The sequence below is a fragment of the Saccharopolyspora sp. NPDC050642 genome (assembly GCF_040654735.1).
GTDB lineage: Bacteria > Actinomycetota > Actinomycetes > Mycobacteriales > Pseudonocardiaceae > Saccharopolyspora > Saccharopolyspora elongata.
Map to the genome: position 1 here is coordinate 25452 of NZ_JBFAIN010000052.1, position 25460 is coordinate 50911.

The 25460-nt window shown below is 68.4% G+C and carries 29 protein-coding genes and 1 pseudogene; 16 read left to right on the plus strand and 14 right to left on the minus strand.

The features are described 5' to 3' along the window. Positions 1-49: 49 nt before the first annotated feature. Positions 50-211 (minus strand): hypothetical protein, encoded by a 162-nt coding sequence (locus AB0H93_RS40330; protein ID WP_358581273.1) that lies wholly within the window; start codon positions 209-211, stop codon positions 50-52. A 278-nt stretch (positions 212-489) separates the two neighbouring features. Here AB0H93_RS40330 and AB0H93_RS40335 point away from each other — a divergent pair, with 278 nt between their 5' ends. The 4 genes from AB0H93_RS40335 to AB0H93_RS40350 all read left to right on the plus strand — a co-directional run bounded on the left by AB0H93_RS40335 (position 490) and on the right by AB0H93_RS40350 (position 4834). Beyond that, positions 490-1047 (plus strand): NIPSNAP family protein, encoded by a 558-nt coding sequence (locus AB0H93_RS40335; RefSeq protein ID WP_358581275.1) that lies wholly within the window; start codon positions 490-492, stop codon positions 1045-1047. A 1667-nt stretch (positions 1048-2714) separates the two neighbouring features. Beyond that, on the plus strand, positions 2715-3077 hold the full coding sequence (locus AB0H93_RS40340) for a MarR family transcriptional regulator (protein ID WP_020131559.1): 363 nt from the start codon (positions 2715-2717) through the stop codon (positions 3075-3077). A 26-nt stretch (positions 3078-3103) separates the two neighbouring features. Continuing rightward, positions 3104-4504 (plus strand): MFS transporter, encoded by a 1401-nt coding sequence (locus AB0H93_RS40345; protein ID WP_358581277.1) that lies wholly within the window; start codon positions 3104-3106, stop codon positions 4502-4504. 33 nt (positions 4505-4537) lie between these two features. Further along, positions 4538-4834, plus strand: a complete 297-nt coding sequence (locus AB0H93_RS40350; RefSeq protein WP_358581280.1) for a DUF1330 domain-containing protein — start codon at positions 4538-4540, stop codon at positions 4832-4834. A gap of 44 nt (positions 4835-4878) precedes the next feature. Here AB0H93_RS40350 and AB0H93_RS40355 read toward each other — a convergent pair whose 3' ends face one another. From AB0H93_RS40355 to AB0H93_RS40365, 3 genes are all read right to left on the minus strand, one after another. Continuing rightward, the gene (locus tag AB0H93_RS40355; RefSeq protein ID WP_358581282.1) at positions 4879-5046 is read right to left on the minus strand and encodes a hypothetical protein; all 168 of its coding nucleotides are present in this window, start codon (positions 5044-5046) and stop codon (positions 4879-4881) included. Positions 5047-5160: 114 nt separating this feature from the next. Next, complete coding sequence (locus AB0H93_RS40360; protein ID WP_358581285.1) at positions 5161-5523, minus strand: hypothetical protein; 363 nt, start codon at positions 5521-5523, stop codon at positions 5161-5163. A gap of 179 nt (positions 5524-5702) precedes the next feature. Then, positions 5703-6212 carry an RHS repeat-associated core domain-containing protein gene (locus AB0H93_RS40365; protein ID WP_358581287.1) on the minus strand — a complete coding sequence of 170 codons (510 nt, stop codon included), beginning with the start codon at positions 6210-6212 and terminating at the stop codon, positions 5703-5705. A gap of 97 nt (positions 6213-6309) precedes the next feature. Between AB0H93_RS40365 and AB0H93_RS40370 the strand changes: the two genes are divergently transcribed. Next, positions 6310-6570 (plus strand): hypothetical protein, encoded by a 261-nt coding sequence (locus tag AB0H93_RS40370; RefSeq protein WP_358581337.1) that lies wholly within the window; start codon positions 6310-6312, stop codon positions 6568-6570. 381 nt (positions 6571-6951) lie between these two features. On the opposite strand, the gene AB0H93_RS40375 is transcribed toward AB0H93_RS40370, so the two are convergent. Together AB0H93_RS40375 and AB0H93_RS40380 are read right to left on the minus strand one after the other, a co-directional pair. Next, the gene (locus tag AB0H93_RS40375; protein WP_358581289.1) at positions 6952-7614 is read right to left on the minus strand and encodes an SGNH/GDSL hydrolase family protein; all 663 of its coding nucleotides are present in this window, start codon (positions 7612-7614) and stop codon (positions 6952-6954) included. Between the two features lie 36 nt (positions 7615-7650). Then, positions 7651-9081 carry an MFS transporter gene (locus AB0H93_RS40380; protein ID WP_358581291.1) on the minus strand — a complete coding sequence of 477 codons (1431 nt, stop codon included), beginning with the start codon at positions 9079-9081 and terminating at the stop codon, positions 7651-7653. A gap of 141 nt (positions 9082-9222) precedes the next feature. Between AB0H93_RS40380 and AB0H93_RS40385 the strand changes: the two genes are divergently transcribed. Further along, on the plus strand, positions 9223-9852 hold the full coding sequence (locus AB0H93_RS40385) for a TetR/AcrR family transcriptional regulator (protein ID WP_358581293.1): 630 nt from the start codon (positions 9223-9225) through the stop codon (positions 9850-9852). Positions 9853-10004: 152 nt separating this feature from the next. Here AB0H93_RS40385 and AB0H93_RS40390 read toward each other — a convergent pair whose 3' ends face one another. Together AB0H93_RS40390 and AB0H93_RS40395 are read right to left on the minus strand one after the other, a co-directional pair. After that, a complete protein-coding gene (locus AB0H93_RS40390) occupies positions 10005-10391 on the minus strand; it encodes a PPOX class F420-dependent oxidoreductase (protein ID WP_358581339.1) in 387 nt (128 codons plus the stop codon). A 268-nt stretch (positions 10392-10659) separates the two neighbouring features. Further along, entirely contained in the window at positions 10660-11217 is a 558-nt protein-coding gene (locus tag AB0H93_RS40395) for an SRPBCC domain-containing protein (protein WP_358581296.1), read from the minus strand. Positions 11218-11369: 152 nt separating this feature from the next. On the opposite strand from AB0H93_RS40395, the gene AB0H93_RS40400 reads away from it, so the two are divergent. From AB0H93_RS40400 to AB0H93_RS40425, 6 genes and pseudogenes are all read left to right on the plus strand, one after another. Further along, positions 11370-11777, plus strand: coding sequence for a helix-turn-helix domain-containing protein (locus AB0H93_RS40400; protein WP_358581298.1), 408 nt, complete (start codon positions 11370-11372; stop codon positions 11775-11777). Positions 11778-12066: 289 nt separating this feature from the next. Beyond that, positions 12067-12244, plus strand: a pseudogene (locus AB0H93_RS40405) (helix-turn-helix domain-containing protein); the annotation flags it as partial. A 258-nt stretch (positions 12245-12502) separates the two neighbouring features. After that, positions 12503-13378 (plus strand): ABC transporter ATP-binding protein, encoded by an 876-nt coding sequence (locus AB0H93_RS40410; protein WP_358581301.1) that lies wholly within the window; start codon positions 12503-12505, stop codon positions 13376-13378. Continuing rightward, positions 13375-14337: a hypothetical protein gene (locus tag AB0H93_RS40415; RefSeq protein WP_358581303.1), complete on the plus strand. Its 963-nt coding sequence runs from the start codon at positions 13375-13377 to the stop codon at positions 14335-14337. The genes AB0H93_RS40410 and AB0H93_RS40415 overlap by 4 nt, the downstream gene beginning before the upstream one ends. A 55-nt stretch (positions 14338-14392) precedes the next feature. Then, a complete protein-coding gene (locus AB0H93_RS40420) occupies positions 14393-14794 on the plus strand; it encodes a GntR family transcriptional regulator (protein ID WP_358581305.1) in 402 nt (133 codons plus the stop codon). After that, complete coding sequence (locus AB0H93_RS40425) at positions 14791-15639, plus strand: ABC transporter ATP-binding protein (protein ID WP_358581307.1); 849 nt, start codon at positions 14791-14793, stop codon at positions 15637-15639. The genes AB0H93_RS40420 and AB0H93_RS40425 overlap by 4 nt, the downstream gene beginning before the upstream one ends. A gap of 227 nt (positions 15640-15866) precedes the next feature. Here AB0H93_RS40425 and AB0H93_RS40430 read toward each other — a convergent pair whose 3' ends face one another. From AB0H93_RS40430 to AB0H93_RS40455, 6 genes are all read right to left on the minus strand, one after another. Further along, positions 15867-16823 (minus strand): PDR/VanB family oxidoreductase, encoded by a 957-nt coding sequence (locus tag AB0H93_RS40430; protein ID WP_358581309.1) that lies wholly within the window; start codon positions 16821-16823, stop codon positions 15867-15869. Positions 16824-16837: 14 nt separating this feature from the next. After that, the gene (locus AB0H93_RS40435; RefSeq protein ID WP_358581312.1) at positions 16838-17584 is read right to left on the minus strand and encodes an SDR family NAD(P)-dependent oxidoreductase; all 747 of its coding nucleotides are present in this window, start codon (positions 17582-17584) and stop codon (positions 16838-16840) included. After that, on the minus strand, positions 17581-18108 hold the full coding sequence (locus AB0H93_RS40440; RefSeq protein WP_358581314.1) for an aromatic-ring-hydroxylating dioxygenase subunit beta: 528 nt from the start codon (positions 18106-18108) through the stop codon (positions 17581-17583). The genes AB0H93_RS40435 and AB0H93_RS40440 overlap by 4 nt, the downstream gene beginning before the upstream one ends. Continuing rightward, a complete protein-coding gene (locus AB0H93_RS40445; protein ID WP_358581317.1) occupies positions 18101-19378 on the minus strand; it encodes an aromatic ring-hydroxylating dioxygenase subunit alpha in 1278 nt (425 codons plus the stop codon). The genes AB0H93_RS40440 and AB0H93_RS40445 overlap by 8 nt, the downstream gene beginning before the upstream one ends. A 22-nt stretch (positions 19379-19400) precedes the next feature. After that, positions 19401-19781 (minus strand): hypothetical protein, encoded by a 381-nt coding sequence (locus tag AB0H93_RS40450; protein WP_358581319.1) that lies wholly within the window; start codon positions 19779-19781, stop codon positions 19401-19403. A 257-nt stretch (positions 19782-20038) separates the two neighbouring features. Then, positions 20039-21208, minus strand: a complete 1170-nt coding sequence (locus tag AB0H93_RS40455) for an acyl-CoA dehydrogenase family protein (RefSeq protein ID WP_358581321.1) — start codon at positions 21206-21208, stop codon at positions 20039-20041. 133 nt (positions 21209-21341) lie between these two features. Between AB0H93_RS40455 and AB0H93_RS40460 the strand changes: the two genes are divergently transcribed. From AB0H93_RS40460 to AB0H93_RS40475, 4 genes are all read left to right on the plus strand, one after another. Then, the gene (locus AB0H93_RS40460) at positions 21342-22856 is read left to right on the plus strand and encodes a PAS domain-containing sensor histidine kinase (protein WP_358581323.1); all 1515 of its coding nucleotides are present in this window, start codon (positions 21342-21344) and stop codon (positions 22854-22856) included. Positions 22857-22964: 108 nt separating this feature from the next. Next, a complete protein-coding gene (locus AB0H93_RS40465; RefSeq protein WP_358581325.1) occupies positions 22965-23477 on the plus strand; it encodes a flavin reductase in 513 nt (170 codons plus the stop codon). 243 nt (positions 23478-23720) lie between these two features. After that, on the plus strand, positions 23721-23999 hold the full coding sequence (locus AB0H93_RS40470; RefSeq protein WP_358581328.1) for a hypothetical protein: 279 nt from the start codon (positions 23721-23723) through the stop codon (positions 23997-23999). Further along, a complete protein-coding gene (locus AB0H93_RS40475) occupies positions 23996-25255 on the plus strand; it encodes an amidase (protein WP_358581330.1) in 1260 nt (419 codons plus the stop codon). The genes AB0H93_RS40470 and AB0H93_RS40475 overlap by 4 nt, the downstream gene beginning before the upstream one ends. Positions 25256-25460 lie beyond the last annotated feature (205 nt).

Below are 25460 nucleotides of genomic sequence, written 5' to 3' on the forward strand. Positions count from 1 at the left end.
ACGATTCAGACGGCGTACGTGCTGGTCAGATCAACAATCGCGGAACCACTCAAAATCCGTCCAGTGTGCGTTCGAGTCGCACCGGGGGCACCACGAATGAGCACCGAGAATCCAGCCTGACCAGCATTTCGGCTGATTCGCGTGAGCGGCCCTGGTAGCCGCTGGGGTCGAAGGTCTCCGCGGAGAGCGACATCACCAGCTGTTCAGCCATCCGCCGCTCGTCTTCCCGAGGTGGCGGAGCCTGCTCGGCGAGGTAGCCGAAGTCGGGCTCGCGGACCTCGTCGGGCCACAGCAGGGTAGCCAGGTTGTGGATCGGGTTCAGCGTTGACCATTGACCGCTCAGTCTCCGACACCGCCCAGCTGATGGTCCCGGTCCGTGAATCCAACCGCGGGTGGCACGTCTGATTCCTCGAGGACCTCGGCCAGCTCGACGCCCGCCTGGCCGGTTGATGCCCGGAATTGTCGGGAGGGTCCGCTACGGTCGCGGTCATGACGGAGCAGGTGTGGTGCGACGTGGTCGAGCTGCGGCAGTACACGCTGAAACCGGGGCAGCGGGACGTGCTGATCGAGCTGTTCGAGCGTGAGCTCGTCGAGCCGCAGGAAGCGCTCGGCATGCGGATCATCGGCACATTCCGCGACCTCGACGACCCGGACCGGTTTGTGTGGCTGCGCGGGTTCGCCGACATGGCGGCCCGCCACGCCAGCCTGACCGGCTTCTACCACGGGCCGGTCTGGGCCGAGCACCGGGAAGCCGCGAACGCCACCATGGTCGACTCCGACGATGTGCTGTTGCTGCGGCCATGCGAGCCGTTCACGCGACCGAAAACGCCCGGGAAGCTAGTCACCGTCACCGTGTCCGACCGCCACGTCACGGGCAGCCAGGTCGTTGCGACCTTGCGCAGCGAGCATGCGCCCAACACGTTCCCGGCGTTGCCGGTCCGCGAGAATGAGGACGTGGCCGTCACCGTCGCCGTGCAGGACCACAGTCCCGAACCGAGCCCGGAGACTCTCCGCCTGGAGCCGACCGCGCGGTCCTGGCTGCGCTAGCGCACCTGCCGGAAGAACGATCGGACCTCGTCGACGTACAGCTGGGCAGCTCCAGCGCCGCGTTGACCGCTGACCGAACTGAAGGCTCGGCCGAATCTATTGGATTGTGCCGCTCGAGGATCCGTCATTTGCACGCTTTCTTTGCGGCCCGAGCCTCATTGACTGGCCTGCGAGCCGCTGAACACTGATCAGTTCTCGCTTCACGGCCAATACGCGGACGAGTCCAAGATTCAGATGACCTGCGTGCTGGTCAGCCCACGAATCGCAGTACGACTCAAAATCCGTCCAGTGTGCGTTCGAGTCGCACCGGGGGCACTCGCAGCAATCACACCAAGTCCCAGTCCGCCTGATCTGAAGATCCAGGCCGGAGTGCAGCTGGCGATGGAGCGCAGGGCAAGGCGGGCGCGGGCCCGATGAGCCAAATGCAACGCGTGACTCCCACTCCCTCGATGGCCCTGCCCATTGAACCTGCACCTACAGCGCGTGTGCCTGCAACTGTCCGGCATTCCACCGCGGGAGCTCGGCCTGCTGGCATGGGCGGACTCGCTCGATGAGCCAGCAATCGCCCTAATCCCGAGCACCAGCGACAGCAACCGTCGGTCTCTGCTTTCCGCCGGACCATGGGCGGGATGTCGATCGAAGCCCGACAGCCGCTTCGGCCTACCGGCTGATCAGCACCCTTGCGGCGAGGACGCGGGCCCGGAGACATCGAATGGCAATGACGACGATCCGTTGGTCGAGCAGGCATGCCAGCTCGACGCCGAGCATTGGAACTCGTACCAGCGCGCGATCTCGGCCGACACGCTCCGCCGACGCCTTGGCATCGTTTCCCGCCGCGCCCGCGCCTTGACCCGCCACGTCCGGCAACGTCGCCAACCCGGGGCGGCGTTGTCAGAGCCGGCACGGTGAGAGTCGGGCCGCGGTGGGTTGCCACACCTCAGGCAGCCCACCACATTCCATCGTCCGCAGGCCGGTGAGCGCTCATCGACAGGCGACGCCCTAGCGGATGAGGCCGATCCAACGGAGTGCATTCCAGGAAACAACATGGCCGGCCAGTGCACTGATAGTGACATGTTGGCGCCTGAGGTCCCGGGAACCGTCGTTGGTAACGACCCGCTGTTCGAGCGCGCATGCGAATTGGATTCCGAACACTGGGTCAACCACAAGCGGCCCATAGCGGGTCTTCGAACTTAACCGTGCCCGGTGGGCACGGTCCGCTGTCAGGGTCTTGACGGGTGCAGAACGCCCGTGACGCTCTGTGATTCTTCGAGTTGCGACGCTTGAAGGATCACGTGAAGGGCCACGGGCTTGTCCAACGATACGACGCGGCTGTTCGGCTTGGTCGGGGTGGAGGTGGTCGGCGTCGAGGTCGGCGCCGACGACGTTCCGATGCTGGCCCTGGTCACCCGCGATGAGCAGGCCCGATGCTGTCCCGACTGTGGGGTGCGGTCCGGGCGGCCGCACTCCTGGGTACGCACTCGTCCGCGGGACCTGCCCGTGGTAGGTCAAGTATCGCCGAACCCTGATCGGAGATGCATAAAGGATTCATATAAATCTGCTATGCTTCAGGCGTGAGTCGCCGAGACGCCGCGCACGGCGCTTCCGATGCCATCGGGTCAGCCCTCTACGGTCTGGCCACCAGGGCCGTGAGACGCCTTCCTCGCGACATGAGCCTGACGTCCGCCGCCACCTTGGCCACCCTGGACAAGACCGGCCCGCGACGGATCACCGATCTGGCGGTGGCCGAAGGCGTCACCCAGCCCGCGATGACCGTCCTGGTCCGGGTGATGGAGGAATCCGGGCTGGTCGAGCGGAAGGGCGATCCGTCCGACAAGCGGGTCACGCTGGTGTGCCTGACCGAGGCCGGCGCGTCGTACGTCCGGACGCGACGCCAGGCGGGCGTCGACGCGTACGCGCGGTTGATCGACGAACTCACCGGTGACGAGGTCGAGGCCTTGGCAGCAGCCCTTCCGGCGCTGCTGCATCTGGCGGAGCTCGAAAGCCACGCCCGAGAGGAGTCGGACCGGTGACCGCGGCCCAGGCTCATGACCAGCCCATGAGCACCGCTCTGTTACGTTCCGAGGCACGTCTGCTGGTCCCCGCCCTGATGTTCATCGCCCTGGTCGTGGCGGCGGTCGCCAGCCTCGGGGCGCCGCTCATCACCAGCGTGGCGACCACGTTGCACGTCTCCCTCGACAGCGCGCAGTGGACGCTGACCATCGCCCTGCTCAGCGGCGCCGTCGCCACACCCGTCCTCGGCCGGCTCGGAGCCGGCCCGCACCGGCGGGCCACGATTCTCGCCACGCTGGCGATCGTCGTCGCCGGCAGCGCGCTCACCGTGCTGCCGCTGCCGTTCGCCTGGCTGCTCGTGGGCAGAGCGGCCCAAGGCGTCGGACTCGGTCTCACGGCGCTGATGATGGGCGTGGCCCGCGACCATCTTCCCGAGGAGCGCAGCGCGGCCACGATCGCCCTGATCTCGGTGGTCTCCATCATCGGAGCCGGCGTCGGCTACCCGCTGGCCGCGCTGCTCGCCGAGTTCGGCGGACTGCGGGCCGCCTACGGCCTCGGCCTGCTCGTCACCGCCATCGCCTTCGTGACCGCGTGGCGCTCCATGCCCGCAGCTCCCGAAGGCCGCTCCGCTCACGTGAACGTGGCCGGTGCGCTCGTCCTGGCGGGTGGACTGCTCCTCGTCCTGTTCCTGGCCGGCGAGAGGAGCCTGTGGAGCCGACACCTCGCCGTGGCGGTGACCCTTGCCGTCGCCGCCGTACTCCTGCTCTGCGTCTGGACCGTTTCCGAACTGCGAACCACGACGCCCCTGGTCGACGTCCGGGCGGTACGGCACCCGGCGGTCGCCGGGGCGAACATCGCCATGTTCGTCGGCGGGAGCGGCATGTACCTCCTGCTCACGCTCATCACCCGCTACGCGCAGACGCCGCACAGCGCCGGCTACGGCTTCGGACTGACCACCTTCGTGGCGGGACTGGTCCTCATCCCGTTCTCCGTGCTGGGGTTCGTCGCCGGCAAGCTCACGCCGAGGGTCCGCGAACGGATCGACGGCCCCCTGCTCCTCGCCGGCAGCGCCGCCATCGTCGGCGGCGGGTTCGTCCTGTTCGCCACCGCCCGGTCCAACCTGGCCGAACTGCTCGCGGCCATGGGCGTGCTGGGCTTCGGCGTCGGCAGCTTCTCGGCCGCCATGCCCGGCGTCATCCTGGCCGTCACCCCCAAGAGCGAGACGTCGAGCGCCATGAGCTTCAACTACGTCGTCCGCAGCGTCGGGTACTCCCTGGGCAGCGCCATCGGCGGCCTGATCCTCGCCACCGGCACCGGCCCCGGCCACCTCTTCCCCGACGACAGCGCCTACACCACCGCGGCGCTGGTCGGCATCGGCGCCATGGCGATCACGACGCTGACAAGCCTCGCCCTCGCCCGCCGACGCTCGTCCGAGACCAACCCGTAAGTCAGATGCGCTCATCCCAACACTGGAGGTTCCATGCCCAAGGGCTACTGGGTCAGCGTCTACCCCACCATCACCGACCCTGAGGGGCTTGATGTCTACAACGAACTGGCCGGTCTAGCCGTCGCGGCCGCGGGCGGGCGGGTGCTCGCCAGCATCGGCAGCCGGGTCGACGCACACGAAGCCGGAATCGCCGAGCGCGTCGTCCTGATCGAGTTCGACAGCTTCGAACAGGCGGTCGCCGCACGCGCGAGCGCGGCCTACCAGGAGGCGCTGGCCGAACTCCCCGACGGCTTCGAGCGCGACTTCCGCATCATCGAAGGCCTCGACTGACGATCGAGGCCGCGCGGCGACGAACACCAAGCCGACTGCCGGGATCACCCCGGCTCGTCAGCGCGCCGCACCGTCGCGAACAGCGTCAGACCAGTGGCATCGGCGGTGATGTCCAGTCCGGCGACGGTTCCCGGCGGCGCGGCGGCACGGACGTCGGCATCGATGTCGGCGGGGGTGCGTTCGACGAGATTCCAGCGGCCGATGTGGGTCATCAAGGCGGCGTAGGGGTTCGGGGTCGCGATGTTGGAGAAGTAGAACGTGCCTCCGGGGCGGCACAGGCGGGACAGAGTGGTGCGGATCAGGGCTCGGGCGAAGCGTCGATTGGCTCACCGTCGACGACTTGGCGCGATGGTCATCCAGTACACGTGGTTGGCGCGGCCCACATCGACGACGTCGCAGGACAGCTGATAATTTGCCCAGCGTTCCAGAAGCTTGAGGCTCTTCACAACGGATCGGTAGCTCAAGCCATGCGAGTTGATCCGGAACTGCCCCCAGGTTCCCTGTTCTCTGGGCAGCACGCCGCTTGCCCTGATCCTCTGCTCGACGAACTCCGCGCGGCCACGGGCAGACCGAGGTACCGCATCCGAAACAGCACCAATGTCCACAGTCCAAGCATCAACGCCACGCATCTTCCCAACTGGGTCGAGAACGGCTCTCTGTTCGTCGTCCAGGTTAGCGATTTTCTTCACCAGCCGAGGAAGGGCAACGAGCCTGACTGCTCAAGGTTCGGGCGCGAATTCCGACGGGAGGGTCAGATGGGACCCGTACGGCGGACTTCCTAGTCTTGTCTTCTCGCCTATGCGCTCAAGTGCTTCCAAACCTTTCGCGTACAGCCAGGAGAACACGATTTTTGGGTCCGTTTCGGCAGCTATCTCCGGCGAGACATGTATAGCGCACATGTAGCCGTACTCGCTTGTGTCCACATCATCGTCCGGTAGAACCGGAGCGATGCGTTCTTCTTTCCAGGGAAACTGCAATGGGAGCGGCCTTTGAAGCTGAGAGAGCGGCGGTTGGTGGTCCACCTTGCGGGCATTGCGAAGGGGTGTCGGCTCGCCATCGCTAAGCCGAAGGCGCCGACGACGATCGCGCCGACAGCGATGAAGGCACTGGCAGGGATGGCGCCTGCGGCCGCAGCCGCGGCCGCGCACGGGGGGCAGCGGCCGTCGAGGTCAGTGGTGTTGATGGGGTTGGCGTTGGTGTAGTCGTAGTCGTTGGCGGAGCCGCCTTCGACGGGGTCAACGGACAGGAAGCGGCCGAGCAGGGGTGAGTAGGGACGGGCTCCCATCTGGACGAGGGACAACGCTCCTGCGTGTTCGTAGGGGCGTTGGTGCTGGCCAAGCCAGCCGTAGTCGAGTTGCCCGGTTTGGTTGTCCGGCACGTTGTCCGGATCGACAGCACCGGCCGTGGTGAGGGGTTCGCCGTAGGCCGCCAGCGGCTGGGAAACAGGCCCTGCCGGCTACCCCGCCACCGACGAACTGGGCACACCTGACGGAGTCGGCCGCTACAACCACTTCACCAAGAACGCCTCCATCTACTGGACACCCACCACCGACGCCCACCTCGTCCACGGAGCCATCCGGGAGCACTGGAGCGCCCTCGGCTGGGAAACGTCCTGGCTGGGCTACCCCACCAGCGACGAATACCCGGTGCTCGCCGGACGCCGAAACGACTTCCGAGGTGGCTACATCGAATGGAACGCCACCACCGGAGTCACCACCGCATACCGCCACCAGTGAAGTCGTGGGCCTGTCCCGCAGGGCGTTGGCCACAGGCAGGCTGTTCGCGCCCACGACCAACACTGGGACACCCTGCTCACGGCGAAGTGCCGGTACTGACCACCGTGACACCCAAGTCGGGGCTTCCAAAGTCGCGAGGGCGTCACGTCGAGCCGCCTGGAGTCTCCACGGGTTTGCCCAACCGCCTGAACGGATGCGGTCCGAGAGGCCTGTGGCTAGGAAAGGGCTTTGTCGCGGAGCAAGGCGAACACGACGTCACAGCGGCATCCTGCTCGCTTGCCGGAAGACGGAGTCGAGGGCAGCCGCGACACATCGGCCCGTGTATCCCATCGGCGGTACCGCAGGGATGTCAGATCCCTAGCGCCGACCCGGACATCTGCGCTATTCGCTCGTCCAGCTCGAGAGCACGTACGCCAGTTGCTGGACGACCTCGGTCGCCATCACCGCTTGACCCGATGTCGAGAAGTGGATTCGATCCTCGCTGAGAAGGTTTTCCCGGTCGTTGACCGGGTGATTCCACATGTCGACGACGACGGCCTCGTATTCGGCAGCGAGGCGGCGCGTGATGTCGTTCATGGCCCGAATTCGTTCGTGCCAGTCCGGAAATGCCGGCACGACATACGCCCTCCCCAGGGTGAATGTCGTCAGCAGGGCGCGGGTGCGGGCCGCGAGGTCGTACATGCGCCGCATCGTCTTCTCGATCTCGTCGAAATCGGGATTGCGCCGCCGAATATCGTTCGGGCCGCACGGCAGGTGCAGGAGGTCCGGGCCGAACTCGACCATGCGGTCGAGTTGGTGGGCCACGGTCCGGGCCGTGGTGACCCCGAACTCCGAGGTGTTGAGGTACTGCACATCCGGGCACACCCGCTGCAGCACATCCGCGACCCGATCGGCCCAGCCCTTGTTCGTGTACCGGGGTGTGGGGTCGCCGGCGCCGGCCGACAAGCTGTCGCCGACCACGCCGAATCGTCTCCACGGAGCATCGAACAGCAATGCCGCGGCGGTTACCTCGGATAAGCAGAGCGGATCGGACTGTTCGGTCATTGCCGGTATCAGCATGTTCACCTGCTTCGGTTCCGATTACGACTGACGAGTGCGGGGCGTGATGCCGAATGCCGTTGCCGCGCTGCCGGCGGCAACGATGGCGATGAACAACCAGCCGTGCTGGAACGCGGTCAGCATCCGGTCGGCGGCGGCATCGAGCGATCCGAGGATGGCGATCAGAACGGCGACGCCCAGCACGTAGCCGAGCTGGCGGGCGGTGTTCACCACGGCACTGCCGGTGGCGGACTGGTCCGGCGGCAGATCGACGACGGCGGAGGCGATCATGCTGGGCAGAGCGAGGCCGATGCCGACGCCGGAGATCGCCCAGCCCGGCAGCACCTCGGTGGCGTACTGCACGGGTGTGGAAGCGGTGGTCAGCACGAGCACCACGCCGCCGGCGAACAGCAGATTCCCCAGGGCCACAACGAACCCCACCGGCATCCGCTTGATCAGTCGCTGGCTGACGGCGGCGAAGATCGGCACCATGATCGGTCCCGGGACGATGGCGAGCCCGGTTTCGATGGAGCTGAAGCGGGCCACGTTCTCCAGCCACATGGCGATGCTGAGGAACCACGCCCCGAACGCGGCGCAGAACGCCAACACGGTGGCATTGGCCCACACGAACGTCGGCACCCGGAACAGGGCGGGCGACACCACCGGATCCGGATTCCGCATCATCCGCGCCACGAACAGGACCACTCCGACCACCGCGACGGCCAGTGCGCCGAATGTCGCGGCACTGGCCCACGACCATTCGCTGATCTTCACCAGGCCCAGCGACAGCGCCCCGATCGCCACGATCAGCAGCGCCGCCCCGAGCAGGTCGGGCACCCGAGCCGGTATCCGCTGACGCAGATTCGGCACCAGGCGCATGGCCGCGACCCCGGCCACCACGCCCACCGGCAGATTGATCAAGAACACCCAGCGCCAGGAAGCCTCGACCAGTGCCCCGCCTACCACCGGACCGAACGCCGCGGCGAAGGAACTCGTTGTCGCCCAGATCTTCACCGCGCCCGGCACCCGCGCCGGCGGCAGCACGGTGACGAGCAACCCCAGGCTGGCCGGGGTCAGGGCAGCGGCGCCGACGGCCTGCAGGACCCGGAACGCCACCAGCGCCCACAGCGACGGAGCCACCGCGCAGGCCAGGCTCGCCAGCGTGAAAATGCCGAGGCCAACCAGGAATCCGGCCTTGCGCCCGTACCGGTCCGAGAAGCGCCCCGCCGGAATCAGCAGTGCCGCATAGACGATCGCATATCCATTGAGGACCCAACTCACATCTGCCAGCGAGGAACCCCGATAGGACTCACCGATCTTCGTGAACGCGACGTTCACGACGAATACGTCGAGCATCGCCATGAACGCGGCCGAGCACAGGACCCACACGATCGCCGTCGAATGATCCCGGCCCGACCGTAGCGTCGTCGTCTTGTCCGTGGTCACGGTCCGCTTGGCCGCTACGCCATCCATCAGGCATCCCTTCTTGTCGGCACCGGTCTCGGCAACACCCGCCGATCTCCACCAATGCAGTGCCAATCAAGAATACGGTCGACCGTATTTATATTGCAACCTGCTTTCGCGCGCCGGACCAAGCGGCATACGATCGGCCGTATGGTCACATCTGGGCACAAGACGGCCGACGAAAGCGCCGATCGGCGGCTACTGCGCGGCGTGCGGTCACGGCGTGCCGTGACCGCACGCGCGGTCGAGATCGCCTCGCTGGACGGACTCGACGGACTCAGCTTCGGGCGTCTGGCCGAAGATCTCGGCATCAGCAAGGCCGGCATCCAGACCCTGTTCCGAACCAAGGAGAGACTGCAGCTCGCGACCGTGGAAGCGGCACAGGAGGCATTCGTCGACGCGGTCGTCCGGCCCGCCCGGGACTCCCCCGCGGGCGTCGCACGCATCCGCGCCCTCGTCGACGGATGGATCGACTATGCCGTACAGCCGCTGTTCCCCGGCGGTTGCTTCTGGGGCGCGAACCTGCCGATATTCGACAGCCGGCCCGGGCCGGTCCGGGATGCGCTGCTGCAGCAACAGCGTGCCTGGGTCACGATTCTTGCGACGCAGTTCCGGCGAGCCGTCGCCGCCGGTGAGATCGCCGATATCGATCCCGAGGCGGCCGCCTTCCAGGTCAGTGCCGTGCTGAATGCCGTCAACCTGGCCCTGCGCCTCGGCGACGACGACAGCGTGACCATGGCGCGGCAGGTGGTCGACCGTCTACTGGATGCCGCCGCCTGATCTGCGGTCTCCACCGGTTCGAGTCCGCACACGCCGACGTCCGCGCCTCAGAATCGCCGTCAGCGACCGGCCTCGGTTTTCGGCTGAACTGGCCGGTAGTCGCCGGCGCGCTGCGCGGCCCTCGCTCGGGTGGTCCTTGTCTTCGCGAGCTTTCACACCTCGCGGCTCGATCGTGGTCCGTCGATCCCCCAGGAGATGATCTTGGTGGGTGTGATCGTGATGATCTCCCGCGAGAAGTACGGCACCGGCGGCTCGTGGTCGGTCAGGGCCACGGCCGAGCCTCGGATCTCGATGCCGCGTACCACCCACGGGTCCACCGAGGCCAGGTCGTCGACGACGAACGACACGGTGCTGCCCTGCTGGACATTCCTGAACTTCTTGGACGCTCCCAGCGCGTGCCCGCCGATGGTGATCGTGCCCGAGGTGGCATCCACGAAGAATCCCACTGGGTTGTTCTGGACTTGGCCGGTCGGAGAAGCCGTGGCCAGGCGACCGAGGCGCTGCCCGGCCAGATATTCGAGCTCTGCCTGCGTGAAGATCACGCGGCGAGTATGCGAGTTTGACATTGACGTCGATCAATCCTTTGGCGGCGAACAGGTCATCGGTGCAGCAGTGCAGTGCGGACACCCTGCGTCCGTCTCCGGCACGAACCCATCACAAGATCAATAAGGTGTTGCTCGTCCAGCCCTGGCGCCGCGGAACTACGACCGAACGTCAGGGCGAACACCTTGTTCATCAACTCCACAGTCAACGTAGGGGCGGCTACAGGCGCCGCCGATCGAGCGCGTCGTGGATGCGTCCGAGGGTTCAGCCGCTCGCTTGCGGACGGGCGTCTTCGCGGCCCGCGGCCGTCAAGGCCACCTCGAGTCCGGTCAATCGCAGGCGGGTGGCGCCGCGCAGGTGGGGGAAGTCGTGGTCCGGCTCCGCGGAAGGGGTCAGGAAGGCTGCCTGCTCGGTCCACCGCAGGTGGGTGCCGTTGGCTTCCGGGTGCAGTTCGACGGTCACCAGCGAGGTCCATCGCGGGACGTCGTCCACGTGAGACGTGTACGCGTAGACGATCCTCGAGTCCGGCGTGATGTCGAGGTACCGGGATTCGTACGCGAGCCGTTCCGGGCGTGCGCCTGGGACCGTGAAGACGCTGGACGCCGTTTCTCCGCCGTTCACCGCGAAGTCGTGGTGGTACGACACGTGGCGGCCCGGCAGCTTGAACCAGCGGTGCCGGACCTGAGCGTCGGCGAAGGCCTCGAACACCGCGCTCGGGGGTGAGGCCAGGTGGAATCCGACTGTGAAGGTCTCGTGCCGCACCCCCGGGATCGCGCTGCCGACGTGCTCATCGGCGGCCGAGTCCGGCGCAGTGGCTCCCATGGTGGCCATGTTTTCCCTCACGTGGTGTCGCGGCGGTTCGGGGCGCAGCGCCCGTTAGTTACTATCCGTATGTAACGGGGCGTGGCCGCCGCGATCAAGGTCTCGCGCTTACGCACTTTCAAGTCAGCTACGCACTCGAAGGGAACAGGCTCTTGGATTCCGCACTGCGTTCCCAGCTGGCGGCCGCCGGGGTCGGCCCGGAGTGCACCGCGACGATCGAACTCGTGCGCGACGTGCTCGCCCGTGTCGGAGACAAGTGGACCGTCCTGGTCGTCACGACGCTCGCGGACGGACCGCTGCGCTTCACCACCTTGCACGAGCGGATCGCCGGGGTGTCGCAGCGGATGCTGAGCCAGACTCTCCGTGCGCTGACCCGCGACGGTCTGATCACGCGAACGGCCTACGCCGAGGTACCGCCTCGCGTCGAGTACGCGCTGACCCCGCTGGGGCGATCGCTCAGCGACACCGTCGCGCACGTGGTGCGCTGGGTTCAGGAACACCAGGTTGAGATTGCCCGTAACCGCGAGGTGTTCGAGGGATCCGAACCCGCGGCACCGTAGGGCAACGGGCAATGTCGCGGTGCTCTCGGCTCACTGGGCGCGCGACAGCGTCGGCACGGCGGCTCGCACCGCCGGGTGCCGTGTGCTCATCCTGACCGCGGATCAGGTTGCGCCCGCGCCTTCCCGGGAGGGGCTCGAACGACGCGCTCAGGACGGTTCGTTCGGGTCCTGGAAGAGGACGGTGAGGAGCCCGGGAAAGCGTGCTTCGAGTGTCTTTGGCTCGACCGCCTGCTGGCACCGGGAACCATCCCGGGTCTGTCGAACCAACTGTGGATCGCCTTGATGTGACTACTTGCGGCGGGACGAGCTGATGCGGGCGGTGTGGTCGCATGACTTCGGTGATGCTTCGACCGTCACTTCACGTCCGGCGGCTGCGGGAGAAGATCGAGGACGATCCGTCGCGCCCCGGGATGCCGATGACGGCGTGGTGCGTCCGTTACCGGTTCGGCTCGCCCGCTGCTCGGTGATCCGGGCGTGAAGTGGCCGGGACGAGACGTCCCGGCCACACAACGATTCTGGGCCGTCCAGCAACCGTGTCCGCCGGTGCGCGCGGCGGAGGGTTCTCCCCCACGAACGTCGATCCCGCTGGTGGCGAAGGGGATTACCGCTTCCGCTCCGCGGGGACCGGTCGGGGATTCGGCGGTTCGGCGAACAACGCGATCTCCCTGGTGTACTGTTTCACTAGATAACTGGTGAAATGGTCATTTGAACCGGGAAGGGCGATCATGAATGCAGGAGAGGTGCCCGCGGTGCGGACGCACCAGCTGGCCAAGAGATATCGCCGCGGGTGGGCGCTGCGCGGTTGTTCGCTGTCGTTGCCCCCGAACCGGGTGGTCGCGCTGGTCGGCCACAACGGGGCGGGCAAGAGCACTCTGATGGGTCTGACCGCCGGTCTGCTCAAGCCGACTGAAGGCTACATCGAGGTGTTCGAGCGGCGGCCCAGCGGAACCGGTGCGCCTGAGGAAGTGGCCTACGTGACCCAGCAGAAGCCGCTCTACGCCGGCCTGACCGTGTCGGAGACGCTGCGCTTCGCCGCGCGGATGAACACCCGCTGGGACCAGGCGTACGCGGAGCAGCTCGTCCGGTCGGCGGAGGTGCCGTTCGAGGCCAAGGTCGGCAAGCTCTCCGGCGGGCAGCGCACCAGGGTGGCGCTCGCGCTGGCGCTGGGGAAGCGCCCCAGGCTGCTGATGCTCGATGAGCCCCTGGCCGAGCTGGACCCGCTGGCCCGGCAGGCGACTCTGCGCACGCTGCAGGAGGAATCCCGGCAGCACGGCATCGGGATCCTGCTGTCCTCGCACGTGCTGGAAGAACTCGAAGCGGTCTGCGATCACCTGGTGCTGCTGAGCCGCGGCCGGGTGCGGTTGGACGGGCCGGTCGCCGATCTCGTTGCCCGGCACCGCGTTCTGCGGGGAGCCGGGCAGCTGCCCGTTGCGCCGGGCGACGTCGTCGACAGCGTGCACTCCGGGCAGGAGCAGGTCCTGATCACCAAGCGGCGCGGGCCGGTGACAGCATCCGGGTGGCGCGAGCACGCGCCCCGGCTGAACGACATCGCGCTGGCCTACATGCGCAACAACGACGACAACACGGAGGTGGCGGCATGATCTGGGTCGCCTGGCGGCAACATCGCGCACAGCTGATCACCCTGGCCGCCCTGCTGCTGCTCGGTAGCGCGACCGTGCTGGTGCTGCATGCCAGCATGACCGGTGACATCGAGGAGTACGGCCTGCAGGCGTGCCTGTCGATCCGCGAGAAGACCCCCGACTGCGCGCAGATGCGGGTGGAGTTCCAGAAGGAATGGTTCGATCTGATCAAGGTCGGACAGGGGGTGGTCTTCGCGCTCCCGGCGCTGCTGGGTGCGTTCTTCGCCGCGCCGTTGTTCGCCCGGGAGATCGAGCACGGCACCCACGTGCTCGCCTTCACCCAGTCCGTCAGCCGGCTCCGCTGGATGATCACCAAGATGGCGGTGCTGCTGCTGCCGTCCGCCGTCGTGGTGGTGGTGCTCCAGTTGCTCGTCGCCCGGTGGGTGGCGGCCGCCGGGCTGCTGGGCCCGTTGCGGAGCGGCCCGTTCCAGTGGCTGAGCTTCGACAGCACCGGGCCGATGCCGGTCGTGCACCTGCTGTTCAGCTTCGCCCTGGGTGCGCTGCTGGGCGCGGTCATGCGGCGTTCGCTGATGGCCTTGTCCACCACGCTCGGCACGCTGGTCGTACTGCGCGTGGTGGTGACCAACGTCGCCCCGAACTTCTTGCCGGTGCAGCGCCTCACCACGTCCGACCCGACGATCAGTGCGACGCCCAGTGAGCCCGGGGCCATGGTGCTGGACTCCGGCTTCCTCGGTAAAGGCGGGCAGGTCCTGCGCCCTGAGTCGTCGGACGTGACCTCCTGCCCGATTGATGTGGACTTTCGTGCCTGCTACGCGGAGAAGGGTCTGACCGGAACCTTCGCCGACGTGATCTACCCGTCCGCGGCGCCGGGTCTGCAGCTGGCCGAGTTCGCCGTGTTCGGCCTCGCCGCGATCTTGCTGCTGGTGGGAACCGCGTGGACGCTGCAACGGCAGCACTGATCCGGCGGCGCCGGGTTCCGCGCTCGGATGAGCGGGGCGGATTATGCTGGGTCGTATGATCGAGTTCCGGATCGACCGTCGTTCCGGGGTCTCCACGTACGTCCAGATCATCCAGCAGGTCAAACAGGCCATGCGGCTGGGCCTGCTTGGGCCCGGTGATCGGCTGCCCACTGCGCGTGAGGTGGTGGAGGCGACGGCGGTCAATCCGAACACGGTGCTCAAGGCGTACCGCGAACTCGAGCGCGAATCGCTGGTCGAGGCCCGGCGAGGAGTGGGAACCTTCGTGACGCGTTCGCTGGCGAGCGAGCTGACCGCCCTCGAAGCGCCGTTGCGACGCGATCTGGGGGACTGGATGAGCCGCGCGAAGAGCGGTGGTCTCGCCGTGGAGGCCGTCGACGCGCTCTACGCTGCCGTCCGAGACGAGCATTTCAACGTTGAGGGGCCGAACGCATCATGAGCGCGTTGCGCACCACCGGGTTGTCCAAGAGCTACGGCCGGAAGCAGGCACTCCGGGACTGCACCGTCGAACTGCCCGAGGGAAAGGTGATCGGGCTGGTCGGCGCGAACGGCGGGGGCAAGAGCACCTTCCTCGGGCTGGCGGCCGGACTGATCCGGCCGTCGGCCGGGCAGGTGCGGGTGTTCGGTGACGAGGTGCGCGGCCGCCTGCACCCGGACGCGTCGTACCTGCCGCAGCACCGCCCGCTGTACAAGGACTTCACCATCGCGGAGATGATCCGGACGGTGGGCGCCGTGAACCAGCGGTGGTCGCCGGAGCGGGTGGAGGAGGCCCTGGCCGCGCACCCGGAGATGGATCGCAGCAGCCGCGTCAGTTCGTTGTCGCAGGGCATGCGCACCCAGTTCGCGCTCGCGCTCAGCCTCGGCCGGCTGCCGAAGCTGCTGCTGCTCGACGAGCCGATGTCGGATCTCGATCCGCTCGCCCGGGAGGACTTCCTCCGACTGGTGATGACCGATGTCGCCGAGCGCGGGATGACGGTGGTGCTGTCCTCGCACTCGCTCGGTGAACTGCGCGACGTGTGCGATCACCTCATGCTGCTGGACGCCGGGCAGGTGCTGCTCAACGGTGATGTCGAGGAGATCCTCGACGACCACCTCGACGTCATCGGCCCGGCCGACGACGGATCCTCGGTCACCGGCACGGTGATCCACACGAGGCGAACGGGCCGGCAGCAGCGCTCGCTCGTCCGCACCCCCGGCTCGCTCGCGGCGGGCTGGGAGGGGCAGCGGCCGGAGCTCGAAGGGCTCGTGACGGACTACCTGCGGGCTCGGCAGGGAAGTCGCTGATCACCGCGCGACGAGGCCGGTTCGAGCGAGGAATGGGCCGCGGCAATGTGCACGGCCTGAGCGCGCCGGAGTGGAGCGCCCGGTGAGCGGTTGTTCGGCGCACGCGGGACGGGGCAAGTGATGATCGGCCGTGGGGTCGGGCCTGATCTCTCGGCTCGACGTCATGCCGGAAACCCGCCGAAGGAACGCGTCACCCCGGATTTCGGTCGACGCAGTGCCTGCTGCCCTCAGTACAGCTCGATCACGAGCTTGTCGCTCAGGGCGCGGGAGACGCACAACGCGATCTCCGTGCCTGCGGCCTTGTCGGACGCCGAGAGGCACTGGTCGCGGTGATCGGGCGCACCCTCCAGGACTCCGGAGACGCAAGAGCCGCAGATTCCTTCCTCGCACGATTTCGCGACGTCGATCCCGTTTTCGGTGAGGACGGAGAGGATCGACTTTCCCGCGGGAATCCCGAAGACCTCGCCGGTGTCGAGTTCGACGGTGAAGGGCAGGTCGTCGCTGGTGTCGATCTCGTTGGCCGTGAAGTGCTCGACGTGAACGTTGTTCTCGCCGATGGCCGGGGCGAAGATCGCCGTGACCTGGTCCATGAAGCCTTGCGGTCCGCAGGTGTAGACGTGGCTGGCGGAGGTCAGCCCGGGGACCACCGGAGCGAGCAGGGCGGGGTGTTCGGCGCGGGGTGCTCCGAAGTGGAGGCGCACCCGGTCGCGGAACTCCACCCGGTTCTCCAGGAGTTCGACGAAGGCGGCCTCGTCCGGGGAGCGGACGAAGTAGTGCAGCTCGAAGTCGGCGGACCGGCCGGCCAGTTCGTAGGCCATGCTCAGCAGCGGCGTGATGCCGATGCCGCCGGCGACGAGGACGTGCCTGTCCGCGTCGCCGGCCACGGTCAGGAGGTTCCGCGGTTCACCGATCTTGAGGTGGTCACCCGCGGACACGGTGTGCAGCGCCTCCGAACCGCCCCGGGACTCCGGCTCGCGCTTGACCGCGATGAGCAGCGACGACACTTCGCTGGGCGGGCCGCAGAGCGAATACTGCCGGACCAATCCGGTCGGGCCCGCGACGTCGATGTGCGCGCCGGCCTCGTACGGCCCCAGCGGCTCGCCGTCGTCTCGGACCAGTCGCAACGTGCGGATTTCGGCGGTCTCCTCGGCGATCTCCGCGACCCGGACCAGGATGTTCGTCATCGTCGCTCCCGTCGTCAGCGCAGGTAGAGGCCGCCGTTGGCGTCCCAGCAGGCGCCGGTGACGGTGGCGGCGCCCGGGGAGGCGAGCAGGGCGACCATCTCGGCGATGAAGGCCGGGTCGCCGAGCCGGCCGACCGGAATGTTCGTGAGGTAGTTCTCGAGGTTGTCCTCGCCGACGATCGAGCGCACCATCGGCGTGTCCTGCGGCCCGGGCGAGACCGCGTTGACCGTGACGCCGCGCGGGGCGAGCTCGCGGGCGAATGCCTTTGTCGCGGACAGGATCGCGCCCTTCGACGAGGCGTAGTGACCGCCGGTCGCGGTGCCGCCGTTCTGCGCGGCCAGCGAGGCCATGTTCACGATTCGGCCGTAGCCCCGTTCCGCCAAGTGGGCGCCGAAGACCTGGCAGGCGTGGAACGTGCCCGAGAAGTTCACCGCCATGACGGAGTCGAGGTCGGCGGGCGTGATCTCCAGCAGCGGCTTGGCCTGGGTCCGGGCCGCGTTGTTGACCAGGACGTGCACCGCGCCGAAATCGGCCAGCACGTCCGCGAGCAGGCGCTCCAGGGCCGCTCGTTCGCTGACGTCGACCACGTACCCCCTCGCCGTGGTGCCCGAGCCGTCGAGTTCTTCCGCGAGGACGGCCGCGGCGGAGCCGTCGAGGTCGGCGATCGCGATGCGGTAGCCGTTCGCGTGCAGCCGGCGCACGATGGCCGCGCCGAGCCCGTTGCCGCCGCCAGTGACGACCGCGACCTGCGCGGCGCTCACAGCAGGAATCCCGTAGCGGGGACGGCAGCTTCGCTGTCCACGAGCCGCACCACCTTCAGCGCGATCCGGTCGGCCGCCGGGCCGTCGGTCGAGAGGCGGATCCGGTGCTCCAGGTCGGCGGCCCAGATGTCGTGATCGCCGCGCTTGTAGGCGACGAGCACTTGCGACGAGCGCAGCACGACTTCCTCGTCTGAGACCGATTCCGGCACGAACCGCGACACCGTGCGCACCATGCGAGCGGCGTCCACGGCCGCGATCGCGTAGCCCTCGGTCATCCGGGTCACGCGCATCCGCCGCATCCGGGCGTCGTCGTAGACCATGTTGAGCGTGTTGGCGAAGTCCTCGGTGTCCGGCTCGATCGGGATGACGTAAATCCCGTCCTCGGCGAACAGTTCGTTCCAGTCCTGGTACTCCTTGCGGTCGAGCAGGTCGGCCTCGCGCCAGACCAGGTCGATCGCCCGGGCCACCCGCGGATCGGTCGTCGGGATCGGGGCCGGGGCGAGCGTGGGCGTCGCGTCAGTCATCGCTCATCATCTGCTTCCACTGGTCGTAGGCCGCGCGCATGCCGGTCTCATCGGTGACGTGGGAGGTGGGCCAGCCTTCCGGGCTCGGTTTCTCCCGGGAGAGGCCGCGATTGACCATGATCGGCATCTCGGGGGCGCCCTGCGCGCCGCGCTGGACGCGGTCCCAGCCCTCGGCGTCGTCCGGGGTGCCGAAGCCGAACGGGCCCTGGAAGTGCTCGTGGATGCGCAGTCTTTCCCGGTTGACGATGTCCACTTCGGGCGGTCCGTCCGGGCCGATGGCGATGTGCTCGATCACCGTCTCGTCCACCGCGACCGGGCGCAGCACGCGGAAGAACGCCGCCGACATCGACACGTTCGGGAAGAGGTTCAGGTTGAAGCCGGTGCCGTGCATGGCGCGGATCAGCTTGCGCACCTGGGCGGCGTCGAGGGTCTTCGACAGCTCCTCGACGAGGTGGCCGAACCGGGCCTGCAACGGCTCGCTCCCATCGTCCGCGTCGAGATCGGAGTGCTCGGGCACCATCTGCATCACGCTGTGGCCCTGGCCGAGGTCGTGGGTGATGGCCTCGGGGTCGGTCATGAACGACATCATGTCGGCGGTCTCGGCATCCACCGACGCCATCCACGACCGGTGCACGATCGGGAAGTGGTAGCCGTCGGTGGTGTTCTCCAGCTGGATCTTCCAGTTGCCCTTGAACCTGAACTGGTGCTTGCCGAGCACCTTGATCGGGTAACCGCCGCCCTGCTTCATGAACCGGTCGATCCACAGCCTGGCGTCGCCGAGGAACTCGTCGAGCGGCTCGATGCCGTCGTCGAAGGTCGCGAACACCATGCCGCCGTAGGACTCGGTGCGCAGCTTCTTCAGCGACAGCTCGGTCTTGCCCACGACGCCTTCGTAGCCGTCGGGATAGGGAATGCCGCGCAACTTCCCGTCCAGGCCGTAGGACCAGGCGTGGTACGGGCAGGTGAAGCCGTTGGCCTGTCCCTTCGGTTTCTCGCACAGGCTCGCGCCGCGGTGGCGGCACCGGTTGAGCAACGTGTGGATGTTGCCCTTGCGGTCGCGGGTCACGATCACCGGCTGGCGGCCGACGTAGGTCGACTTGAAGCTGCCCGGCTTCGGCACCTCGCTTTCGTGGGCGACCCAGACCCAGGTGCGCTCGAAGATCCGGGTCATCTCCTGCTCGAAGATCTGGGGGTCGGTGTAGAGGCGGCCGGCGACGCGATCGCCGGAGACCAGGTCGGCGGGCGCGACGTCGAAGACGTTCTCGGTCATGGGTCTGAAACCTTTCCGGGGATCAGTCGGGAAGCTCGACGTCGTCGCGGATGGTGAGGGCACGGCCGATGCGGGCCTCGATCTTGGCGAACCGCCAGAGCTTGAACTCGCTGCTGCCCACCGGGGTGGTGCGGAAGAGGTTGCAGGCGGCCTTGACCGTGTCCTGGGTGTCGACGTCGGCGAGGATGTAGCAGGTCCACGGCCAGCCGTCGGACGGGCCGACCAGGTGCGAGTCGTCGTCGATGTCGCCGATGAAGCTCACCCCGGGCAGCGCCTTGAGCTGGTCCATCATGGACACGAACGCCTGCCAGACAGCACCGGAGGTGATGCCGTCGGAGGGCAGGTCGAAGAAGTTCTGGTTGATGCCGATGCAGAACAGCACGCGAAGCGGCTGTGCGGTCATGCTCGTCTCCTGTCGTCGGTGGTCGGCTCAGGGTCCTTTCAAAATGCGGCGGCAGCCGCATGCGGTGTGGGACTCAGCTCGCACCGCCGCGGGTTCTCAGACTGTGCCCACCCCGTCGGGGTTCTTGGCGAGGACAGCCCCAGCGCCGCGTATTGGACATACACAAGTCGGGGATCCCGGAGTCCAGACGGCGGCCGTAACTCCCGCAGGGGGCCGCCACCCGCACCGCCACGCAAGCCCATTGAAGAAATCACTTTTCAGCGGAAGCCGGGTGTCGTGGGCGGTAGTCCCATGAGGACGGCGCCGGCCGCGTCGTACATCGCGGGCCCGAGGAAGGCGTGCTGCTTGGGCACCAGGGCGTCGCCGAGCAACAGCTGCAGCGGGTGGTCGCGGTAGATCGGTGCCGTGCCGGAGATCTCGACGAGCCTGCCGACCACCTCCGAGGCGGTCCTGGCCAGATGCGCCGAGGCGAGGCGGAGATGCGCGTTCTGCTCGTCGGTGGCGGGATCACCGGCGACCACGGTCTCCCAGACCTCGTTGCTGAGCTCGTAGAACCACGCCCGGGCCGAACGGAGCGCGGCCTCGGCGGCGGCGACCTCCGCGCGGTAGTAGGGCCGGTCGGCCAGCTTCGGCGCGCCGGTCACGCCGGCGTATCCGCTGCCGACCTCCTCGGCGTGGTCGAGCGCCGCCCGCGCCACACCGGCGCCGACCACGGCCAGCACCTGCGCGGCGTAGGCGATCACGGGGTAGCGGTAGAGCGGTTCGTCCACTGTGGTCTCTCCGCCGCGGATGAACGTCCATTCCCGGGGGACCTCGACGTCGCGGACGACCAGGTCGAACGAGCCGGTGCCGCGCATGCCGACCACGTCCCAGTTCTGGACGATCTCGACCTGGTCCGGGCGCAGCAGCGCGGTCCGCGGCTTGCCGGCGGTGGACTCGTCGCCGGGGATGCCGACGCCGAGGATGTCGGCGCCCATGCAGCCGCTGGCGAACTTCCAATGCCCGTCGACCCGGAACCCGCGGTCGGTGGGCTCGGCCGCCTGGATCGGGAACAACCCGCCGGCGAAGGCGACGTCCGGGCCGTCCCGGTAGATCTTCGCCTGCGTTTCCACCGGGAGTGCGGCGAGGTAGATCAGCGCGGAGCCGAAGCTGGCGACCCAGCCGGTGGAACCGTCGACCACGGAGATCCGCTCGATCCGGTCCAGGAACTCCGCCGGCGGCAGCGGCTCGCCGCCGAACCTGGCCGGGGTGGCGGCGCGGTAGAGCCCGATCCGCTTGAGCCGATCGACGAAGTCCTTCGGCACGTAGCGCTGCTCGCGGAACTCCGCCCGCCGCCGCGCGAGCTCTGCCAGAACGTCGTCGAAGGTGACGGCGGCATCCGCGAAACGGGGTGTCGCCCCGGGGGCCGCCTCCTGGGTGTGCACCATTGGTCCTCCTCGTCGTTCCGGCCTGCATCCGACGGTAGGAAGCGGGATTTGCTCGCGGTATTGGTAGTGCCCGGCGTCGGTATAGGGGATTTCTTCAGCGGTCCCCGGGCTCGGACCGAACTACGCTGGCGTCATGCAGGTCGACCCGCGCGCCCCCGAGCTCGCCGCGAACGACTTCGTGGCGATGCTGAACGCCAGCCGGATGTGCGTGCTCATCCACGACGCGGCCACCAAGAACATCTTGTGGGCCAACCCCGCCGCGTGCGAAATGCTCGGCTGGAGCGTCACCGAGCTGCGCCCGCTCAAGGCCAACCACATGAGCAGCTCGGCGCAGCAGTACGACCGGGTGCTCGGACGCGCCTGGCTGCAGGAAGCGGTCGACAAGGGCGCCAGCCGCATCGAATGGCACTACCGCGCCAAGTCGGGCCGGGTGATTCCCAGCGAGGCGGTCGCCGTGCGGGTCGAACTGGCCCAAGGACCCGCGGTGATGGTGCAGTTCCGCGACATCGAACGGGAACAGGAGATCGAGCGCGAACTGCGGCTGACGACGTCCTACATCGACGCGCTGGCGCACCACACCTCGACGATCGCGCTGATGCTCGACGCCACCGGCGCCCTCCGGTTCGCCACCGACACCGCGGTCGCGCTCATCGGCGCGCGTCCGACCGAGCCGCTCGGCCCGCTCGCGCAGTACGGCCGGCTGTGGTCGGACGGCCGCGCGTCCACTTGGGACGAGGTGGCCGCGCGGGCGGATCCGGTGACCGCGATCAGGCTCGAAATCCCCCGCGACGCCGGTGAACCGGTGTGGCTGGAAGGAAGCCTGGAACGCCTGAAGGACACCGACGACGAAGCCCTGCTGATGATCCTGCACGACGTCTCCGACCGCGTGCAGGAGGAGGCCCGCCGGGAACGCGAACTGCACCGGGAGAACTACCTGGCGCGCTACAACGCGATGGGCGACATGGCGATGGCGATCGCCCACGAACTCGGTCAGCCGCTCGCCGCGGCGGGCAACTACCTCGCCGGGGTGCGGGCCCGCAGCCAGACGCTGGTGAACTCGGGCGAGTTGCCGTCCGAGGCCGCTGCGCGGCTGGCTTTCGGGGTCGACAGCGCGGAGAAGCAGATCGAACGGGCCAGCACGATCGTCAATGCCGTCCGCGCCTTCGTCGGTCACCTCGAACACGTCAAGCAGGTCGTCGACCTCAACGACGTGGTCGAGCAGTGCCTGCACTTCGTCCGGCTCCGAGCGGCCCCGCTGGGCGTGCAGGTGGCGGTGCGGCGCCATCCGGAACCGGTGGCCGTCCGGTGCGAACGCGTGCTCACCGGGCAGGTCGTGCTCAACCTCTGCTTCAACGCCATCGACGAGATGGCCGCCTGCGACCCCGACCGGCGGCGGATCACCATCACGACGCGCATCGACGACGCCGCCGGGGTCCTCACCGTCGACGATCAGGGCCGCGGCCTGCCGCACGACCCGTTCGAGGAATCCTTCACGTCCAAGGAACACGGCAGCGGTGTCGGACTTGCGCTCAGCTACCGGATCATCACGCGCCAGCACGGGACCATTTGGGCGCAGCGCCGCGACGAGGGCGGCTCCCGCTTCGGCTTCACATTGCCGCTCGCCCGGGAACACCACCCGCCGGCGTAGGGGAAATCCTCAGGCCGGCCGGTGGAAGTCTCGATATTCCGACCGTGATCGCGGACGTACCGTCGGAGCAGAGCAAGCCTCCCGCCCGCGTCCGTCACAGGAGGAATCGTGTCAGAGCCGACCCGCACCCAGCGCGAGTTCCGCGCCGCGATGGCGAATCTGTCCGCCGCGGTGAACGTGATCACGACCGACGGCCCGCGCGGCCGGGCCGGGATGACCGTCAGCGCCGCCTGTTCGGTCACCGACTCGCCGCCGACCGTGCTGGTCTGCGTCAACCGGTCCAGCCGTTCGCACGACATCCTCATGGCCAACGGCCGGATCTGCGTCAACGTGCTCGGCGCCGACCAGGACGACTTGGCGATGCACTTCGCGGGCGCGACCAAGGTCCCCACCGCCGAGCGGTTCGCCGAAGGCCAGTGGGACCTCGACGTCGATGGCGTTCCGGTGCTCCGCAACGCGATCGCCTCCGTCATCGGCCGGATCGTGTCCGAACGCACCCTGGGCTCGCATTCGGTGCTGTTCGTCGAGGTAGAAAAGGTCCGCACCAAGCAGGACAGCGGCGCGTTGGTCTACTTCCAGCGCCGGTTCCACAGCCTGGACGCCGCGCCGCTGAGCGCATGAGGAAATGATTTCTTCAATGGGCTTGCATGGCGGTGCGGGTAGCGGCCCCCCTGCGGGAGTTGCGGCCGCCGTCTGGACTCCGGGATCCCCGACTTGTGTATGACCAGCGGCGCTGGGGCTGTCCTCGCCCAGTAGCCCAGAAGGGCGGGCACGGCCTGAGAACCCGCGGCGGTGCAAGTTGAGTCCCCCACCGCATGCGGCTGACGACGCATCCCGAAAGAACCGCTGAGGAGGAGACCTCCCGTGAACCGACCGTCAACCGCCGGCGGCACCATGACGCTGACCTGCTACAACGACACCCACGGCTACGGTTGGCGCCACGTCGACCTGTTCGTCCACGACGCCGAGGGACGCGAACTGAACTGGGTCCACTGGCAGGTGCACGCGGACGGCCCGGACGCGGCCGACGCCGTCACCGCGGAGGTCGAGCCGTTGTTGCGGCGGACCTCGGAATGGCGCCACGGCGTCAGCGCGAGCGGCATGGACTACTGGGTGGCCGACGCGGCCTGGGCCGAGGCATGAGCGCCCCGGTGTGGCGGCCGTGGTCCCTGCGCGAGCTCGCCGGTCAGCTCGCCGCCGGAACGACCACCCCCGCCGAAGCGCTCGCTCGCAGCCGCGACCGCATCGCCGGCACCGAGTCCGATCTGCGCGCGTGGGTGGCGCCGGACCCCGCCCCCGATCTCGCCTCCGCCGCGGGTGCGCTCGGCGGCGTGCCGCTCGGCGTGAAGGACATCATCGACGTCGCCGGACTTCCGACCCGGTGCGGCTCGGAGTTGCGTGCGCAAGCCCCACCCGCCGAGGCCGACGCGGCGATCGTCGCCGAATGGCGCCGGGCCGGCGCGGTGCCGATCGGCAAGACCGTCACCACGGAATTCGCCTTCTTCGCGCCCGGTCCCACCTGGAACCCGGCCGCGCCCGGTCACACCCCTGGCGGCTCATCAAGCGGGTCCGCCGCCGCGGTCGCGGCCGGCCAGGTGCCGTTGGCGCTCGGATCCCAGACCGCGGGCTCGGTGACCCGGCCGGCGTCCTACTGCGGCGTCGCCTCCCTCGTGATGACCCGCGGCCGGTTCCCCGTGGAAGGGGTCACCGGGCTGAGCCCGAGCCTGGACAGCCACGGCGCGTACGCCGCGACCGCGTCCGATCTGGCGCTGGCCTGGTCGGCGCTCACCGGTGAACCGGACGTCGGGCTGCTCCCCCGCCGCCCTCCGCGCCTGCTGCTGTGGACCGCCGAGCCACTCGGCGTGGTCGGTCCCGAGATGGCGGCCGCGTTGTCCGGCGCCGCGCGGCGGCTTCGCGCACGGGGTGCGGTGGTCGACGCCTTCCCGGCGGAAGCGCTGGTTGCCGAGGCGACCGCCGCGCATCCGGTGGTGATGGCTTACGAGGCGGCCCGGGAACGTGCGGCGGAACTGGCTCAGGCGTCTCGGCTGAGCCAGCCGCTGGCGCAGCTCCTCCAGACCGGCGCGACCACCCGGGACGGCGACTACCAGGCCGCTCTCCAGACGGTGGCCGACGCGGGCGCCCAGGTGTCGGCCATGCTGAGTTCGTACGACGCGGTGCTGGGCCCGGCCGCCCCGGGGACGGCACCCGCTGGTCTCGCGGCCACCGGCGACCCGGTGCTCAGCCGGGCCTGGCAGGCCTTCGGACTGCCCGTGGTGGCGGTGCCGGGGCTGCGCAGCGCGACCCGGCTGCCCCTGGGCCTCCAGCTCGTCGGGCCCGCGCGGAACGAGTCCGCGCTCCTCGCGACCGGCTGCTGGGTCGAAGCCGCCCTGCGCTCGTGAGTCGACCGCGAGGCCAGTCCCCGGCTCCGCGCATCGGGGATCCGCAATTTCCATTGAGGTGATCTCAGTGGGATGGGGGCTGGGGTCTTGAGGTGGTGTGTGCTGGGGGGTTGAAGAGGTGTGGGCGTGGGGTCCTGGTAGAAGAGGTCTCACCACAAGATCATCTTCCGCAGAGCCAGGACCCCACGTGATCACCTATCGTGCC